Below are 16,561 nucleotides of genomic sequence, written 5' to 3' on the forward strand. Positions count from 1 at the left end.
TTAACTCTTACCTCCCGCTAGACGAATTCGTGGATCAATAATCCCATACATAATGTCTACTATTAAAATCACAACTATAAATAGCAAACTAAAGAAAAGCGTTGTACCCATAATAATTGGGAAATCGTTTGTTAAAATCGAGTTAACAAATTTCTCACCAAGTCCTGGTATGACAAAGATTTGCTCAATTACTAGAGTACCTGTCATTAGACCTACAACCAGTGGTCCCATAATAGTAATGATAGGTATAGAAGCATTACGGATTGTATGTCTAATAACAACCGCTGTGCTACTTAAGCCTTTTGCTTTCGCTGTTGTAATATAGTCCTGACCGAGAACTTCTAGCATTTCTGTTCTCATAAAACGAGCTATTGTTGCGACAACAATCGAAGCAATTGCAATGGTTGGCATGATTGTATAAGCAAAGCCATCCCAGTAAGCTACTGGTAACAACTGCCACTTAACACCCAACCAGTATTGCATAAGGCCAGCGATAACGAAGTTCGGAATTGAAATACCAAGAACTGCGATAACCATCGTTCCATAATCTAAGAACGAATTGTGTCTTAATGCTGCAATAATTCCAAGAAAAAGACCAATGATAGTTCCAACTACTAGTGATTGAAGTCCTAAATATGCTGAAGGTCCAATACGTTCACCGATAATTGTTGACACTTCACGGCCATCCTGCTGGAAGGAAACACCGAGATCACCTGATAATAAGTTTTTCATATAATTAAAGTACTGTACAGGAACTGGATCGTTTAAACCATATTTATCGTTCAACTGCACAATTTGTGTTTCTGTAAGCTTATCCTGGTTATTAAACGGTGTACCAGGGAGAAGCTTCATTAGAAAAAATGTTAGCGAAGCAATAATTAGGAAGGTAATCAACATTGAAATGATCCTTCCGCCAATATAACGTCCCACTACAACCAACCTCCTCAAAAGATACCTGCTTATATAGTATAAGTCGAAAAATGGAATTTCACTAGAAAAAATTTTCTATCTATTTCACTTCTAGCTATCGTTTCGACATATTTCTTATTACAGGTAAAAAAGAGAGTATATGTCAGGATGACATATACTCTCCTGAAAATCCAAAATTACTTTTCAATCTTAACCCACTTATATGAAGAATCAGCTCCAAATGAGTGTACATAGAAGTTTTTAACGTAATCTTTTTGTAGAATTGCGTTACCTTTTTGGTAAGTTGGGATAATCGCAATATCCTCTTCCATTAGAACTTTCTCAGCGTCTTGCATCATTTTCCAACGCTTCGCTTCATCTGTTTCTTTCTTAGCTCCTGAAACTAGCTCGTCATACTTCTCGCTAGAGTAGCCCATGCGGTTATAAGCGCCGTCAGTTTCAAACATATAAAGGAACGTCATTGGATCTGGATAGTCAGGTCCCCAACCGCCAGTTGAGATATCAAAGTCGCCAGAATCTTCAAGCTCAAGGAACTGCTTCCAAGGCTGTTTGTTGATTGTTAATGTAAGACCATCAAGCTTTGTTTCAAACTGATCTTTTGCATATTCTGCGATTTTAGCAGCAAGCTCGTTATCAGTAGTTAGGAATTCTAGTTCTACAGAATCTGTACCAAGTGCTTTAAGTCCAGCTTCCCAAGCTTCTTTCGCTTCATCTTCTCCTTGGTCAGCATAGAAGCCGTCTGGAGCAAATTCACGGAAGTCATCACCTTCAGGACCTTTTACAAAGTCTTTAGGTACGAAATACTTTGCAGCAATTGATCCGTTATTAAGAAGTACATTTACAAGTCCTTCACGGTCATATGCAAGGTACAATGCTTTACGAATATCTTTGTTAGCTAGTGCTTCATTTTCTTGGTTCATACGCATGAAGTACATTGTTGGATCTACTAGTGTAGAAAATTCTTCATTATCTTTGAATTGATCTACGAAATCTGCAGAAAGACCAGCGCGATCAATCTTACCAGTTTCATAAAGGTTTACAGTAGTAGCTGTATCTTGCACTACTTTAGTCGTAATCTTTTCAAGACTTACAGTGTCAGCATCCCAATATTCAGCGTTCTTTTCGTAAGTCCAGCCTTCACCGTGGTTCCACTCAGCAAATACGAATGGTCCATTGTAAAGCATTGTTTCAGATTCTAGTGCAAATTTTTCACCCTGCTCTTCAGCAAATGCTTTAGGCTGTGGATAGAATGTCGCAAAAGTAAGTAGTGCTTTAAAATAAGGCACTTGGTTTTCAACAGTAATTTCTAGTGTTTTCTCATCTACTGCTTTAGCTCCAAGCTCTTCTACTTTACCGTAAAGTGGATCGCCTTCAGTAATGATTGCATTACCGTTTTTGATTCCAGCAGTACCAAACATAGAAGCGTAAGGAGAAATTGTATCTGGGTTTAGCGCTTTATGCCATGCATAGATGAAGTCATCTGCTACTACATCTGATCCGTCAGACCATTTAGCATCGTCACGAATTGTAAATGTGTAAACAGTTTCACCATCTTTTTCTTCTTCTGTTGGTTCTTCAGCAGCCATACCAAGTGTAGGCTCGTTATTTTCGTCAAGACGATATAGTCCTTCGAAAACCTGGTTCATTGCTTTAAAAGATGTGTTATCAGTAGCTTGTGTAGTATCCATTGAAGGAATTTCAGCTGTTTCTACTAAGTTAAGTACTTGTTCAGCAGAACCGCCTTCTCCGTCGCCTTCTCCACCACTGTTCCCCCCGTTGTTTGAGCCGCCGCCGCAAGCCGACAGGAATACGCTCAATACAAGCACAAGAGATAGGACAAGAGTCCATCTTGATTTCTTCATGCTGTGTGACCTCCCTTAAAATATGTAGCTATAAAAGCTAGTGATCCGCATGACGGAATTCATCAAATTATCTAACTATTCACTCGAGAATAATCTGATTCGTTTCGCCCACAACTCGTATTATACAAGTTTTCTAATTATTTTGCATACGTTATTTTTACACTCATTTACAAAAACCGCGCCACAATTACGTTTGCATAACAAAAAATAGTTCTTTAGTCCTGGTATAAATTCTCTGGTTTCTGGGTAACATTTGATATTTTACAGTGAAATGTATGAAAATCTACTTAGCCCCCCTTACCTAAAAGTATATAGTATACTTTGGTGTATACTGTATTCATATCGCGAAATATTCTGAAATGTAAACGATGTGTTAAACCGTTACACATTTCTACCTCGTTTATATTGTTCTAGACTATTTATTTTTTTATACTTGATAGTAGAAAGAAAATGGGGGCTATTATGAAATCACTTACTTTAAAATCAGGTATCTTAATTGTGCTTGCGATTACCGCGTCAACGATCATCTCATTTACTTCTGACGGAGGCCTTGGCATCCAATCCATATCAGATATTCTCTTTATGATTGCACTTGCTATGGTACTTATTGGTGCTGCTCTTCACGTTGTTCAAACGGGGTTTTTTGACGGGATTGTCTATTCATTTAAGCGGTATTTTAGAAATACGGCTAAGCGACAAATGATTGAGGAGGATACTTCCGAAATCCATTACAGGCTTGATTATGATAACCCAATCACTTATCCACTCTTAATGGCAGGCGGGTTTTGTGTCATACTCACTATTATCATTTCCATCATTCTTGTAAGTAGCTAACTTGTTGCATGCGATGATTTAGTTGCGCTATACTAGTTAAAGAAGAAGGATACAGAATGGCTAAGATGAAGAGTAGTACAAACTGATGTGATTTATAGAGAGCCTATGGTTGGTGGAAATAGGTATCACACTTTTTGGAATGGACTTCTGAGCCCCTTTGCTGAAGACTTTAGTAGGCATTGGCGTGAGCATTCACGTTATCACTAGCGGTATTTAATACCATAAGTGATCCAGACTTACTGGATAAGCAGGGTGGCACCACGGTCCATTCGTCCCTAGCATTAAGGGATGAATGGGCCTTTTTGTATGCTTTTATAGAAAATGAGAGGAGCAACACACAATGAGCGTTATTTTTTCGGGTATTCAACCGAGTGGAACATTAACAATAGGGAACTATCTTGGAGCAATGAAGCATTTTACTGATCTTCAGGATGAGAATGAATGTTATTTCTGCGTTGTAAACCAGCACGCAATTACAGTACCTCAAGAAAAACAGGCTTTAAAACAGAATTCAAGGAGTCTTGCTGCATTATACCTTGCTTCAGGAATTGATCCTGAAAAATCAACACTTTTCATTCAATCTGAAGTACCAGCTCATGCTCAGCTAGCATGGATGTTACAATGCGTTTCTTATATAGGTGAATTAGAGCGCATGACCCAATTTAAGGATAAATCAACTGGAAAAGAAGCTGTAAGCGCAGGTTTACTTACGTATCCCCCACTTATGGCTGCTGATATTCTTCTTTACGGTACAGAGATTGTCCCTGTTGGAGATGACCAGAAACAGCACATTGAGTTAACTCGTAATCTTGCTGAGCGTTTTAACCGTAAATTTAATGACATTTTCGTTATGCCAGATGCGCGCATTCCTAAGGTCGGGGCACGAATCATGTCACTACAAGATCCTTCTAAAAAAATGAGTAAGTCTGACTCCAATCAAAATGCATTTATTTCAATGCTTGATGAGCCATCTACTATTATTAAAAAAGTGAAGCGTGCGGTTACTGATTCAGATGGAGTTGTCCGTTACGACAAAGAAAACAAACCAGCGATCTCTAACCTGCTTACGATTTACTCTCTTTGCTCAGGTAAAAGCGTTGAAGAAATTGAATCCCTATATGAAGGTCGAGGATATGGTGACTTTAAGGCGGAGCTTGGTGAAGTAATCGCTGAGATGTTAAAACCTATTCAAGATCGCTATAATGATCTCGTTTCTTCTTCTGAACTAGATGACATCCTTGATCTTGGGGCGGAGAAAGCGAACCGTAAAGCATCTAAAATGCTTACAAAAGCAGAACGTGCTATGGGGCTTGAAAGAAAAAGAAGATAAAGAAAAAAGGAAGGTTGCACTGGGCAACCTTCCTTTTGCTTTATCCAAATCAATAATAGTCATTAATTGAGAGACGATAGATCTAAGCCTTTTCGTTAATTCACGTGTGTTCCTTTTTCAAGTTCCCATATTTTTTCAAAATACGGCTGCCCTTTGATGATTCGCTCACAGATTTGCTCATGCTTAGCTGACCAACCTGCCTTCACTTCTCTATATAACCCTTCCCATGCCTCGTCCATTTCCATACTTTGGATTTGCACATACTGTTTCGGCTGACATTCTGTGAACCAATAGCGTATTTCAGCCGAGTTACCACTCGAATACAGTTGGTCTAGTGCCATAAACAAAAGCTGTTTCAACTGTCTTTCTTTTCTAGTAAGTCCCATCATAATGTCTGGTCCTGGAGAAAGAATATGATGTTCTTTCAAAGGTTGATCTGATTCAAACGGATAACTGATAGCTTCAACATCTGCCACCATTTCATAAACTGCTTTTTCTTGTCTAGGTATCACTCGACTTTTGCGAATCGGAATCTTATACCCTAATGTATCAATGACAATAACCCCTCTGCCGTCCGTAGCCAAGAAGCAATACTCTAAAGGTGATCGTTCATTATTTTTACGTATATAGCTCTGTTGAAAAACATCACTAAGTAAACTCTCCGGAAGCTCCGTCAAATCATTTTCAATGTAATGATACAGGAGTGACTCCACCTTAATAACAGGCACCTGATCCAGCAACTCAATAAAATCATCTTTTCGCCATTCATGAAAATTGCAAACATTGTACCCATTCTCTTCACCTTCAAACCAATTCACCCAAACATCTCGCAAATACAACATCTGGCTACCCCTCACTTCGCTACTGTTTGTAAAAACAGTATAGTCAGGACCAAGTCAAATTATTCCATGATAAGTATATTATTAAGAAAAGATTAATAGAACACCGAAAAGCGGAAGCCTCCGTTTAGACCCGGCAGGCACTGGAGCCTTTTCATTTGAACACGGTCTTTGTGTTCGGATGAAAAGGTGAAGTGACCGAGGGTCTGGAGGCTGCAGCTAGACACGAAAAGCGGAGACGAGTGTTTAGAAACGGAGATATTGGAACTCTTGAACTAGAACACGCTTTTTGTGTTCTGGTGAAAGAGTGAAATATCGCAGTTTCTGCGAGTCGCAGCTAGACACATGAAAAGCGGAAGCCTCCGTTTAGACCCGGCAGGCACTGGAGCCTTTTCATTTGAACACGGTCTTTGTGTTCGGATGAAAAGGTGAAGTGACCGAGGGTCTGGAGGCTGCAGCTAGACACGAAAAGCGGAACGGGCCCGCCTAAATCTGCAGGATGTTGGAGCCCATGAGACTGAGACGCTCTTTGTCTCATTCGATTGGGCGAAACAGCCGAAGGATTTGGCCCGCGCAGCTAGACACGAAAAGCGGAAGCCTCCGTTTAGACCCGGCAGGCACTGGAGCCTTTTCATTTGAACACGGTCTTTGTGTTCGGATGAAAAGGTGAAGTGATCAAGACCCGACCAACTCCATCTAGACACCAAAACCCACGAGACACATTCAATAACAAAAGCCCCCTGGGAAATCTCCCAGGGGGCTACAACCTATCTACTTTACAAATTTCTTAAACACCAATGTCGCATTATGACCACCAAAACCAAGTGAATTGTTCATGACAGCATTCACTTCAGCCTTACGCGCTTTGTTTGGCACATAATCGAGATCACAGTTTGGATCAGCCGTTTCATAATTGATTGTAGGTGGGAGAATTCCTTCTTCTAACACCTTCGCGCAGAAAATCCCTTCAACCGCGCCTGCAGCGCCGAGCAAATGACCAGTCATTGACTTTGTTGAACTAACCGCAAGCTTATAAGCATGCTCTCCAAAGACCGACTTAATCCCTGCTGTTTCATACCTATCATTATAATCCGTGCTTGTCCCATGGGCATTGATGTACCCAATGTCAGCAGGAGTAAGGCCAGCATCATCGATTGCCTGTTGCATTGCACGTGCGCCGCCTTCCCCTTCAGGAGCCGGTTGCGTAACGTGATATGCATCACCTGTTGAACCGTACCCTACAATTTCTCCATAAATTTTAGCGCCGCGTTTTTCAGCAGATTCAAGACTTTCAATGACAAGGATACCTGCACCCTCACCAATAACAAACCCATCACGATTCGCATCAAATGGACGACTTGCTGATGCAGGATCTGGATTAGTAGATAAAGCCTTCATTGAGCCAAATCCAGCTACGCTCATGCTTGTGATAGGTGCTTCTGAACCACCAGTAATCATAACATCAGCATCTCCACGCTGAATCACCTTGAAAGAATCACCAATGGAGTTTGTTCCTGAAGCACATGCTGTCACTGTACATGAGTTAATTCCTTTTGCACCAAGCATGATCGAAACCTGGCCAGAAGCCATATCAGGAATCATCATTGGCACGAAGAATGGACTTACACGACGAGCGCCTTTGTCCATAAATGTGCGGAATTGTGATTCATAAGTTTCCATACCACCAATACCAGAACCGATCCAAACACCGACTCTTTCAGCATTCTCATCAGTAATTTTCAATCCAGCATCTTCAACTGCCATTTGAGAAGCTGCAACGGCAAATTGAGTGAAACGGTCCATTTTTCGAACATCTTTACGATCCATGAAATTTTCAGGATCAAATTCTAGAGCTTCACCTGATACTTTTGCTGCAAATTGATCTTTATCTAATCGTGTTAGTGGATTAATCCCAGAAACACCGTTAACTATATTTGTCCACGTTTCATCTACCGAATTTCCGAGTGGAGAAACAGTTCCCAACCCAGTAATAACTACTCTTCTTTTCATTTTACCAGCGCTCCTTTTTCTCTACTACTCATTAACGTCCTAATTTTAGGGCAACTGCTCCCCATGTTAAACCGCCACCAAAGCCAACAAGAATAACCACATCGTCTTCCTTAACACGGCCTTCCTCCATCGCCTCTGAAAGTGCGATTGGAATCGTGGATGAAGACGTATTACCGTATTTCTTAACAGTTGTCGCCATTTTCTCAATCGGAAGTTCAAGTCTCTGTCTTGACGCTTCCATGATGCGAATATTTGCTTGGTGAGGAATAAGGAAATCCACATCTTCTTTCGTTAAACCAGCTTTATCGATTACGTTAATCGCTGATTGCCCCATTTGTCTAACGGCAAACTTAAATACTTCTCTACCATTCATAGCCATAAAGCCATTCGGCTCTTGATAAAGATGTTTAGCTCCAGCTCCATCTGAACCTAGTTCAAATGAGAGAATACCTCTTCCTTCTGTAACTGGCGCAATTACTGCTGCACCTGCTCCATCTCCAAATAGCACGGCTGTGTTGCGATCTTCCCAGTCAGTAATTTTCGAAAGTTTCTCTACACCAACTACTAGGATGTTTTTATAAGTATCATTATTAATGTACTGACCAGCTGTAATCATGCCATACATAAATCCAGCACAAGCCGCACTTAAATCCATCGCTGCTGCATTCGTTGCACCAAGTTTATCTTGAAGCAAACAGCCTACTGATGGGAATGGATAATCCGGAGTAACTGTGGCAACTAGAATAAGATCCAAGTCTTCCGCTTTTATATTAGCATCTTCAAGGGCCTTTTTTGAAGCTAAATAAGCCATATCAGATGTATTCATATCATCGTCTGCAATTCTTCTTTCTTCTATTCCTGTTCTAGTGCGGATCCATTCGTCAGATGTATCAACCATTTTCTCTAAATCTTGGTTGGTTAATACACGTTCAGGTACATAATGTCCTACACCTACTAAACCAGCGTTCATCATGAATTTCCCCTTTATAAGATATTTTCTAACTTAAAACCAATCTTTAGTAGCTGGTACTAATTTTAATTCATAAGTATGTGTTTGTCTACCTAACTGCTTCTTGGTAGCACTCACCATTCTCGCGTTACATTCATAAACTAAACATAAGTAAACTTGAACGAAGGGGGATAGATAGATGTATCCGTATAATCAACAACAGCCTTATTTTCACCAACAGCCTGGATATCATCACTATCAGCAACAGCCTTTCACACCTTATCCGTCATATCAGTCATATGACCCCTATCAGTCACAGCATTATCAGCAGCCTATTCAGCAACCTATCCAACAGCCACAGCCCTACTATCCACACCCTTACTACCAGCATGCCTATCATCCATACTATCCTCAGCAAGGATACCAGGGCGGACAGCCATTTATGAATCAATTTAAAAAGCAAAATGGGCAGTATGATTTTCCTAAAATGATGAATACCGTTCAACAAATTACGCCGATGGTGAAGCAAATGGGCTCATTGCTAAATTTATTCGTTAAATAATAGAAAAGACGTGTTTCCACGTCTCTTCTATTCATTTAGAAAGAAACAACATGCTTCCTGCACTTATAAATAGTAAAATTCCGGATATGACCATTAAGCTAAAACTACCAATCAATATTCCTATTAACAAACCACCTAGTGGGACAAACCAGATCCAGAAAGCTTTACGGCCCATAGTACTCTCTCCTTACTCCTGTGCATCCTGCTTCCCGAGCTCATAAGCATCTTCCATAGCCTTAAGAAAGAGCTGAAGCAATGGCTGCATCTTTTCAAGATCTAATTCGATTTCTTGTTCTCCAAGCGACTGCTTCGCTTCAGGTAAATACTTCATTGCAATTTGCATAAACTTCATGTTTTGATCCATTTCATTCACTCCTAATTTACTTTCGCCAGTACGGCTCCCTTCTATTATAACGACAAATACGGTGTATTGAAATGCTCCCGATCTTCCCGCTGTCCAGAAACCATCTTTAATACCATCGCAGCCTGTCCTCTATGGTAAGCTTCATGGTCGATTAAATGGCTTATGATCCATTCAGGAGAGTAACGGTGCACCTCTCCATTAATCGTAACTTCAGGTCCTGGTTTTCGATACTCTACATCAGATAGATGATTGAAATAAGATTTTATCAAGTCGCGCGCCTCTGCAAGGCGAGCTAAAAACCAGGAAAGATCTTTATCATCAGGACTAGAGATCACTTGCTCCTCTTGAAAGTAATATCGCTCTTTTTCATCCTCTGTCACGCTTTCTCCCATAAGGGCATTTTTCACCCACCAAAGCTCAATTTGTGCAATGTGTAGTATATAAGCTCCAACTGTAGGAAAACTTGAATACCCATAGTGAAGTTCCTGAAATTCAATGTCACTTACCATCGAAAGGAGTTTTTCTCTCGTTTCTTTTAAAGCTTGAAGCCCATGAGAGGAATCGTGGACATCATAATTACCGAGCGTCTTTTCAATCATTCATCATCTTCCCTTCTCAATCAGTCAAATAAATCGAAGGATCAATCGCCATCATTTTCTCCGTATGCAATAGTTGCAGTTGCAATCCTTCATCAATAGGTGTCACATTCTTAAACCCAAGCTTATTGGCACATTCTTTGCTAGAAACCCTGCACTTCAAATTACTCTGATAACGCATTTCCTTTGGATCTTCTATACACCATTCGACTCCGGTTTGCCATTCTCCTTCTCTTCCACTTGTTAGATTGAACGATTCTGATTGATCGATTCGACATCCTGCTTGATACAAAGCCCAACACACATCTCTTACATAAACCGCATCATGATGAAATTTCTTCCCCTCATTTTCATACGATGACGGTAGCTTTTTAGTTAGAAAGTAATGTTGATAAACATACTGAGTAGGTTGCCAAGGTCCATAAACAAGCGGGGCTCGAAGTACTTTTACAACACAATCTCGTTGATCAGACTTCAATAAAACTTGTTCATCTTCAGCGTTTAACTTGCCCGACATTGTTGTAGGGTGAAGAGGTGTTTTTTCTGTAATTTGTCCGTAACGTGTTCCGAAAACTTCCGTGCTCGATAAGTAGACGAGTACTTTTCCATTGGATGCTTGTAAGACCTTGCTTGTGTTCTGTAATCCTTCCTCGATCATCTTAGTGCCGCGAACATGTTCAAACCCTGGATGACTAAGATGAAAAATCGTGTCACATTCTTCGGAAATCTGGGTAAGAGAAGCTTCACTTAAAGAGCTGTTGATTTGTTTGTAATTAGCGTTTCGAAGTAACATCATTTCCTTCATTTCATATTCAGCATTTCTTAGGGTATTTAATTTATTATCAATTGCTACTACTTCAATCCCTTTGCCTAGTAGAAATTCTGTTAAATGAAAGCCAATGAATCCCAATGCCCCTGTTATAAATGCTTTCTTCACTAGTTTTCACCTCTGTTTAGATCGAATACTTTTCATCCCATCTGACCATTCTAAGAAGGATATCATTTGTCTAACTTAAGTTACCAAACCCTTTAAGGAGGATACTTTCATGCAGCTTCACCACGGAAATTTATTCTGGCCAACAACTGTAGCAGAGCCCCCTACATTTCCTGAACTCACTTCATCCATCAACTGTGATGTCCTAATCATTGGCGGTGGTATGTCGGGAAGTATTCTGGCAAAGACGCTTGCTGACTATCATGTTGACACTGTTTTAATAGAAAAAGATACGATCGGCTCTGGAAGTACTTCGGCGAATACTGGCCTTCTTCAATTTTCTAATGATGCTATGCTTGTAGATTTGATCGATCGATTCGGGAAAGAGAAGGCTGTTTATTTTTATAAACTTTGCTTAAAGGCAATAGACGAACTAGAAAAGGTTGCAGGCTCTTTAAGTGAATCAGCTGAATTTAAACGAGCAGAAAGCCTTTATTTCGCAAGCAACGACCATCATGTAAAGAAAATCAAGAAAGAATACGAAGCTTTAACACATCATGGGTTTGAAGCAGATTATATTGATCGTCACGCCATCGAAAGTCTCTTCTCCTTCACAGCTCCTGCAGGGATCTATACGAAAGGTGAAGCGGAAGTAAATCCGTATAAATTCGCACTTGCCCTTACAAGTGGCGCCAGAGAACTAGGATTAAAAGTGTTTGAGCATACCGAGATCCTCTCTCATCAATTTAATAAAAATGATTTAATCTTCGAAACTGAAAAAGGAGAAATTCGAGCAAAACATGTGATTTACGCAACGGGTTATGGTACGCAGGAGTTTGCCAAAACAAAAGGCGCACTACTCGAGCGCACCTATACCATTGCGACTGAACCCATACCGAAGTTTCCTGGTTGGCACAATCAAGCCCTTATCTGGGAAACCGATCGTCCTTATTACTATTTAAGGACGACTGCAGATCATCGCATCCTCATTGGTGGACTTGATTCTAATCTCAAAAAAGAAGAAAAACTCGAACAACAAGGACAGCTATTGCTAACTAAACTGCATGAAATGTTTCCTTCTATCCAAACATCAATCGCATATGAATGGAGTGCCATATTTGGTTCCACAAAAGATGGGCTACCTTACATAGGAAAACACCCAAAGTACGAGGGTGTCTATTTCATGTTAGGATATGGTGGAAACGGGACGGTTTATAGCATGCTTGGTGCCGAAATACTAAAAGATCTTATTTTGTATGATCATCATCCAGCCATGGAAATAACACGATTGAATCGATCGTAAATCATAGTTCCTCATGCTGTTGAAAAAAACGAATCATCTTCTTACCAAGGAATTGATAACTATCACTCAACAGAGCAAGGTCAATGGAGTATCCTAACTCCTGTTGAAGACGCTCGTATTCTCTAATTTGTTCTAACGAATAGGGACTTTTCATGGAATGGTGCCAAATCTTAACCGGACAAGGACACGCTTCCGTTTCTTTGTTGTCAATTCTCGTTAAAACCTCGTCATTCTCAATTTCATAAGCTTGTGCCATCTCTCGTAGTAACCGTTTATAGAAAAGGCGGTTCACTTGTTCTTGTCTGACAAGACGCTTCAAATCAAAACAAGGGTTTAATAATGCCGCTGATCTAACTAAGGTATGACGATTGTTTAAAAAAGCATTTGCTGCTAACACTCCCATACCTTCCGCAACAACATGTATCCTCGGATTCAGAATTTCCTGTTTGTGAACAAGATGATAAATTCGTTCAGTTAATTTCGCTGCTTTTGGTGATCCCCAGTGCCTTCCATATAGATTGCTTGTATAGACTGTATAACCAGCCTCTAGAAAATCGGCAATCATCCCTTCACGCGTATGATTCTGCAACCAGAAACTTGTATCAGCATCAACGAAATGTGTTAAGCCACCTATAATAAATATGCCAAACCCGTTAGGCCGTTCAGGGACAAGAACGATCGTCCACTCCCCGTCTAATTGATAGGCTCGTTTACGAATACACATACTCTCCCCTCGCCCTTTTATCACTTTCTGTATAACCTATGCAAGTTACATATGGAAGAAAGGGTGAAGTGCCTATTTTGAGGGAATTTCATATCTTCTTCATCCCGCGTCATTAGAAAGCGCCCTTAGTCATGATATGCACTATTGTTTCTATATATGTCCTTGCATGAAATTGGATATGATTGGGTATGGGAAAGAAGGTGGTGAGAAAAATGAAAAAAACAACTGTACTCGTATTTATTATTGTTTACCTTCTATTTAGTATTTCTGGATTTCTATTCCCCTATGATGCTGATTGGTATACGTCGCTTGCTAAACCTGATTGGACACCAAACGGTTCCGTTATAGGGACCATTTGGGCATTTCTGTTTGGGTTAATCGCTTTATCAACCGCCATTGTCTACCAAAAGCGTAGCTTCGGTCGTCATAATAGTGAGTACCTCTCACTACTCGGGATAAACTACATACTGAATCAAGCATTTAGTTATTTGCAATTTGATCAGCATGCTCTGTTTGCAACGTTCATGGACGCCCTCTTTATTGCAATCACTTCATTGATTCTTATTTTTCTTGCAGGTAGACAAAATCAGTTAGCAGGTTGGCTATTACTTCCTTATTTTCTTTGGACGGCGTTTGCTACCTATTTATCATGGCTATTTTATTACATGAATTAAAATTGATAGATGTTGCACTTAAATATTTTGTGGTATGATAATCGATAGAATACGTTTACAAATGAGGTGAATTTATTGCGTTATCTTTGGGCAATTATCTGGGGAGTTCTACTTAGCAATATGATATTCTACGTACTTGCTTCTATGCAAGGTGGTCATTACGAGTTTGGCCCCGCATCACTATTTGGAGTTATCCTAGCTGTTGCGGCAACGCTTCTTGGAGAAGGTTTAATTTCCGATCCAGCCGAACAATAGAAACAAGCGCCATTTACGGCGCTTGTTTTTTTATTGCCTGTACCTATGCCCGATTCTTATTAATGATGAGGCTTCGGTTCCCTTGACCACTTTCGATTTTGATTTGAACATTCAGGGAACGCTTCACCTGCACGAAGTTCAATTTGTTGTGGATCTTTCACCATACCACCTGTCTCTCCGATTTCAATATATACACCATTGTTCGGCGCTTTTTGTCCAGGTGTAAACTGACGATTTTCTCCGCCCATATTACTGCCTCCTTCCACTCATCAACTTTTGCCCCCTTTATCAGCATTCATCATCGAATAATGTTTTATGTAACCTGACATACAAAATTCCCTTTACAAAAATGGAAGGACTGGTGTTTAATGGTTACATGTGTCAATTTATCTTGTAACCATTACTGGAGGAACATTACTCATGGAACTGTTGGAACTACTTAAGTATGCATTTCTTGGTTTACTTCAAGGCTTCACTGAACCCATTCCAATCTCATCAAGTGGACACCTTGTCATAGCGCAAAAATTTTTTAATTTAGACATTGAAGGACTTAGTTTTGAAATCTTAATGAATTTTGCCTCCTTACTTGCGGTTCTTCTTATTTATCGCAATGACCTTATTCGCCTCACTTCTCATGGAATACGATACGTTGTCTCTCGGGAAGAAGAGTCAAAAAGCGAATTTATGTTTATCGTCTATCTTGTTGTTGCAACTATTCCTGCCGCTGTTCTTGGTATTTTGTTCGATGACTTTATTGGAGAAGAACTGAAGGGCATTAAAGTTGTTGGAGCTACTCTCATTATTACAGGTATCGCACTTTGGCTCATTCGTAACCTTCGTGGCTCCAAAGGCGAAGCTGGACTTAGTATCAAAGATGCCCTTATTGTAGGTTTGGCACAAGCTGTCGCTTTAATCCCTGGTATTAGTCGCTCTGGTGCAACAATCGTAGCGGCCATGGGACTTGGAATGAAACAAGAAACAGCTCTAAGGTTTTCGTTCCTATTATTCATACCTGTAAGCGTAGGTTCAATGATCCTTAGCATTGGGGATCTCCAATTTGGTGACATGCTTATACCATATATCGTCGCCTTCCTTCTATCTCTTACAGCTTCTTACTATTCATTGAAATGGTTTATGAATATTATGGCGCGAGGAAACTTAATTTATTTCTCTATCTATTGCTTTATCGTGGGCGCACTTGTCCTTATTTTCTAACCGGCTATCGCCGGTTTTTTTATTTGCCCTAACAAATTCCCTTCGGATAAAAGGAAATGTTGGTTGTGATAAGAAAGGATTACATGGGATAATAGAAAAAAATGATCAAAGGAGGATGAAAATGAAAGAAGATACGATTACATCAGACCCACTAAAAAAGTGGATTGCTGAAGAAGGCGAATCCATTTCGTTTCAAAAAGACGAGCCCCTTTATATGGATGGAATGAAAGCGGACCGTCTTCTTCTTATAAGATCTGGAAACGTACGTTTAAATAAGCTCACATCTGAAGGTAGAGAATTAACGCTACAAATCTGTCAACCAGGTGATCTTATTGGCGAACTTGCGCTCTACACTGGCCAATTAAACTTCTCCTCCAACGCATGGGCTGTAGATGACGTACAAGCAACCTTTGTGAAACAAGCTCACCTTGAAAAGACTCTAACAACAAACGCCCTGCTCGCCACAGAATTCATGAAATTCATGGGAGAAAACTTCAGGAAAAACCAATCAAAATTCCGAGATCTACTCCTACACGGAAAAAAAGGAGCACTCTACTCCACTCTCATTCGACTATCCAATACATATGGCGTTCAACAAAAAGATGACATACTCATCGACCTCCCTCTCACAAATCAGGAGCTAGGCAACTTCTGCGGCCTAACAAGAGAAAGCGTCAACCGCATCCTAAGTGAACTCAAAAAAGCCGACATCGTCTCCGTCACCCACAGCAAAATCACCATCCACAACCTAGAATTCCTCCGCTGCGCCATCCACTGCGAAGACTGCCCAATAACGATATGTAGGTTATAAGAAAAGCGAAAGCGCCCGTTTAACCTCGACAAGCGCTGGAGCCCCATAAAAAGAACACGTTCTTTGTGTTCATTTTATGGGGTGAAGCGATCGAGAGGCTGGGCGCTGCAGCTAGACATGAAAAGCGAAGACGAGCGTTTAGAAACGGAGATATTGGAGCTCTTGAACTAGAACACGCCCTTTGTGTTCTGGTGAAAGAGTGAAATATCGCAGTTTCTGCGAGTCGCAGCTAGACATGAAAAGCGGAAGTGGGCGGTTAGACACGGCAGGCACTGGAGCCTTTTCATTTGAACACGGTCTTTGTGTTCGGATGAAAAGGTGAAGTGACCGAGTGTCTGCCCACTAAAGTCGGAACGAGCAATAATACAA

General features: G+C 40.4%; 19 protein-coding genes and 1 other annotated feature. Of the genes, 8 read left to right on the forward strand and 11 right to left on the reverse strand.

Going from position 1 to position 16,561, the window contains the following annotated elements:
• The gene (gene opp3b, locus ACIFPW_RS03735) at nucleotides 1–930 is read right to left on the reverse strand and encodes an oligopeptide ABC transporter permease (RefSeq protein WP_430242108.1); all 930 of its coding nucleotides are present in this window, start codon (nucleotides 928–930) and stop codon (nucleotides 1–3) included.
• Between the two features lie 176 nt (nucleotides 931–1,106).
• Nucleotides 1,107–2,792 carry a peptide ABC transporter substrate-binding protein gene (locus ACIFPW_RS03740; RefSeq protein WP_430242110.1) on the reverse strand — a complete coding sequence of 562 codons (1,686 nt, stop codon included), beginning with the start codon at nucleotides 2,790–2,792 and terminating at the stop codon, nucleotides 1,107–1,109.
• A gap of 462 nt (nucleotides 2,793–3,254) precedes the next feature.
• On the opposite strand from ACIFPW_RS03740, the gene ACIFPW_RS03745 reads away from it, so the two are divergent.
• Together ACIFPW_RS03745 and trpS are read left to right on the forward strand one after the other, a co-directional pair.
• Nucleotides 3,255–3,626 (forward strand): DUF3899 domain-containing protein, encoded by a 372-nt coding sequence (locus tag ACIFPW_RS03745; protein ID WP_430242111.1) that lies wholly within the window; start codon nucleotides 3,255–3,257, stop codon nucleotides 3,624–3,626.
• 53 nt (nucleotides 3,627–3,679) lie between these two features.
• Nucleotides 3,680–3,906: a binding site (T-box leader), on the forward strand.
• Between the two features lie 60 nt (nucleotides 3,907–3,966).
• The gene (trpS, locus tag ACIFPW_RS03750) at nucleotides 3,967–4,956 is read left to right on the forward strand and encodes a tryptophan--tRNA ligase (RefSeq protein WP_430242113.1); all 990 of its coding nucleotides are present in this window, start codon (nucleotides 3,967–3,969) and stop codon (nucleotides 4,954–4,956) included.
• Between the two features lie 95 nt (nucleotides 4,957–5,051).
• Here trpS and ACIFPW_RS03755 read toward each other — a convergent pair whose 3' ends face one another.
• The 3 genes from ACIFPW_RS03755 to ACIFPW_RS03765 form a co-directional block, all read right to left on the reverse strand.
• Nucleotides 5,052–5,798 (reverse strand): YjbA family protein, encoded by a 747-nt coding sequence (locus tag ACIFPW_RS03755; RefSeq protein WP_194221188.1) that lies wholly within the window; start codon nucleotides 5,796–5,798, stop codon nucleotides 5,052–5,054.
• A gap of 768 nt (nucleotides 5,799–6,566) precedes the next feature.
• Nucleotides 6,567–7,805 (reverse strand): beta-ketoacyl-ACP synthase II, encoded by a 1,239-nt coding sequence (fabF, locus tag ACIFPW_RS03760; protein ID WP_226612602.1) that lies wholly within the window; start codon nucleotides 7,803–7,805, stop codon nucleotides 6,567–6,569.
• A gap of 31 nt (nucleotides 7,806–7,836) precedes the next feature.
• Nucleotides 7,837–8,775 (reverse strand): beta-ketoacyl-ACP synthase III, encoded by a 939-nt coding sequence (locus ACIFPW_RS03765; protein ID WP_283152355.1) that lies wholly within the window; start codon nucleotides 8,773–8,775, stop codon nucleotides 7,837–7,839.
• 178 nt (nucleotides 8,776–8,953) lie between these two features.
• Here ACIFPW_RS03765 and ACIFPW_RS03770 point away from each other — a divergent pair, with 178 nt between their 5' ends.
• Nucleotides 8,954–9,316: a YppG family protein gene (locus ACIFPW_RS03770; RefSeq protein WP_430242116.1), complete on the forward strand. Its 363-nt coding sequence runs from the start codon at nucleotides 8,954–8,956 to the stop codon at nucleotides 9,314–9,316.
• A 31-nt stretch (nucleotides 9,317–9,347) separates the two neighbouring features.
• Here the strand turns inward: ACIFPW_RS03770 and ACIFPW_RS03775 are convergent, their stop codons facing one another.
• Genes ACIFPW_RS03775 through ACIFPW_RS03790 form a run of 4 tightly spaced genes read right to left on the reverse strand, consistent with a single transcriptional unit; the run spans nucleotide 9,348 to nucleotide 11,213 of the window.
• Nucleotides 9,348–9,491, reverse strand: coding sequence for a hypothetical protein (locus ACIFPW_RS03775; RefSeq protein WP_159782169.1), 144 nt, complete (start codon nucleotides 9,489–9,491; stop codon nucleotides 9,348–9,350).
• Nucleotides 9,492–9,503: 12 nt separating this feature from the next.
• Nucleotides 9,504–9,680, reverse strand: a complete 177-nt coding sequence (locus ACIFPW_RS03780; RefSeq protein ID WP_194221184.1) for a ComZ family protein — start codon at nucleotides 9,678–9,680, stop codon at nucleotides 9,504–9,506.
• A 44-nt stretch (nucleotides 9,681–9,724) separates the two neighbouring features.
• Nucleotides 9,725–10,279 (reverse strand): DinB family protein, encoded by a 555-nt coding sequence (locus ACIFPW_RS03785; RefSeq protein WP_430242119.1) that lies wholly within the window; start codon nucleotides 10,277–10,279, stop codon nucleotides 9,725–9,727.
• A 16-nt stretch (nucleotides 10,280–10,295) separates the two neighbouring features.
• The gene (locus tag ACIFPW_RS03790) at nucleotides 10,296–11,213 is read right to left on the reverse strand and encodes an NAD-dependent epimerase/dehydratase family protein (RefSeq protein ID WP_430242121.1); all 918 of its coding nucleotides are present in this window, start codon (nucleotides 11,211–11,213) and stop codon (nucleotides 10,296–10,298) included.
• Between the two features lie 109 nt (nucleotides 11,214–11,322).
• On the opposite strand from ACIFPW_RS03790, the gene ACIFPW_RS03795 reads away from it, so the two are divergent.
• Entirely contained in the window at nucleotides 11,323–12,513 is a 1,191-nt protein-coding gene (locus ACIFPW_RS03795) for an NAD(P)/FAD-dependent oxidoreductase (protein WP_430242123.1), read from the forward strand.
• A 1-nt stretch (nucleotide 12,514) separates the two neighbouring features.
• On the opposite strand, the gene ACIFPW_RS03800 is transcribed toward ACIFPW_RS03795, so the two are convergent.
• A complete protein-coding gene (locus ACIFPW_RS03800; RefSeq protein ID WP_430242124.1) occupies nucleotides 12,515–13,237 on the reverse strand; it encodes a hypothetical protein in 723 nt (240 codons plus the stop codon).
• 212 nt (nucleotides 13,238–13,449) lie between these two features.
• On the opposite strand from ACIFPW_RS03800, the gene ACIFPW_RS03805 reads away from it, so the two are divergent.
• Together ACIFPW_RS03805 and ACIFPW_RS03810 are read left to right on the forward strand one after the other, a co-directional pair.
• Nucleotides 13,450–13,911, forward strand: coding sequence for a TspO/MBR family protein (locus tag ACIFPW_RS03805; protein WP_430242127.1), 462 nt, complete (start codon nucleotides 13,450–13,452; stop codon nucleotides 13,909–13,911).
• Nucleotides 13,912–13,986: 75 nt separating this feature from the next.
• Nucleotides 13,987–14,166 carry a YjzD family protein gene (locus tag ACIFPW_RS03810; RefSeq protein WP_430242129.1) on the forward strand — a complete coding sequence of 60 codons (180 nt, stop codon included), beginning with the start codon at nucleotides 13,987–13,989 and terminating at the stop codon, nucleotides 14,164–14,166.
• Nucleotides 14,167–14,225: 59 nt separating this feature from the next.
• On the opposite strand, the gene ACIFPW_RS03815 is transcribed toward ACIFPW_RS03810, so the two are convergent.
• Entirely contained in the window at nucleotides 14,226–14,414 is a 189-nt protein-coding gene (locus ACIFPW_RS03815; RefSeq protein WP_194221177.1) for a YjzC family protein, read from the reverse strand.
• 172 nt (nucleotides 14,415–14,586) lie between these two features.
• On the opposite strand from ACIFPW_RS03815, the gene ACIFPW_RS03820 reads away from it, so the two are divergent.
• Both ACIFPW_RS03820 and ACIFPW_RS03825 read left to right on the forward strand, forming a co-directional pair.
• Nucleotides 14,587–15,381, forward strand: coding sequence for an undecaprenyl-diphosphate phosphatase (locus tag ACIFPW_RS03820; RefSeq protein WP_430242131.1), 795 nt, complete (start codon nucleotides 14,587–14,589; stop codon nucleotides 15,379–15,381).
• Nucleotides 15,382–15,502: 121 nt separating this feature from the next.
• A complete protein-coding gene (locus ACIFPW_RS03825) occupies nucleotides 15,503–16,192 on the forward strand; it encodes a Crp/Fnr family transcriptional regulator (protein WP_430242133.1) in 690 nt (229 codons plus the stop codon).
• Nucleotides 16,193–16,561 lie beyond the last annotated feature (369 nt).

Source organism: Pseudalkalibacillus sp. NRS-1564, assembly GCF_050467905.1.
GTDB classification, from domain to species: Bacteria; Bacillota; Bacilli; order Bacillales; family Guptibacillaceae; genus Guptibacillus; species Guptibacillus hwajinpoensis_B.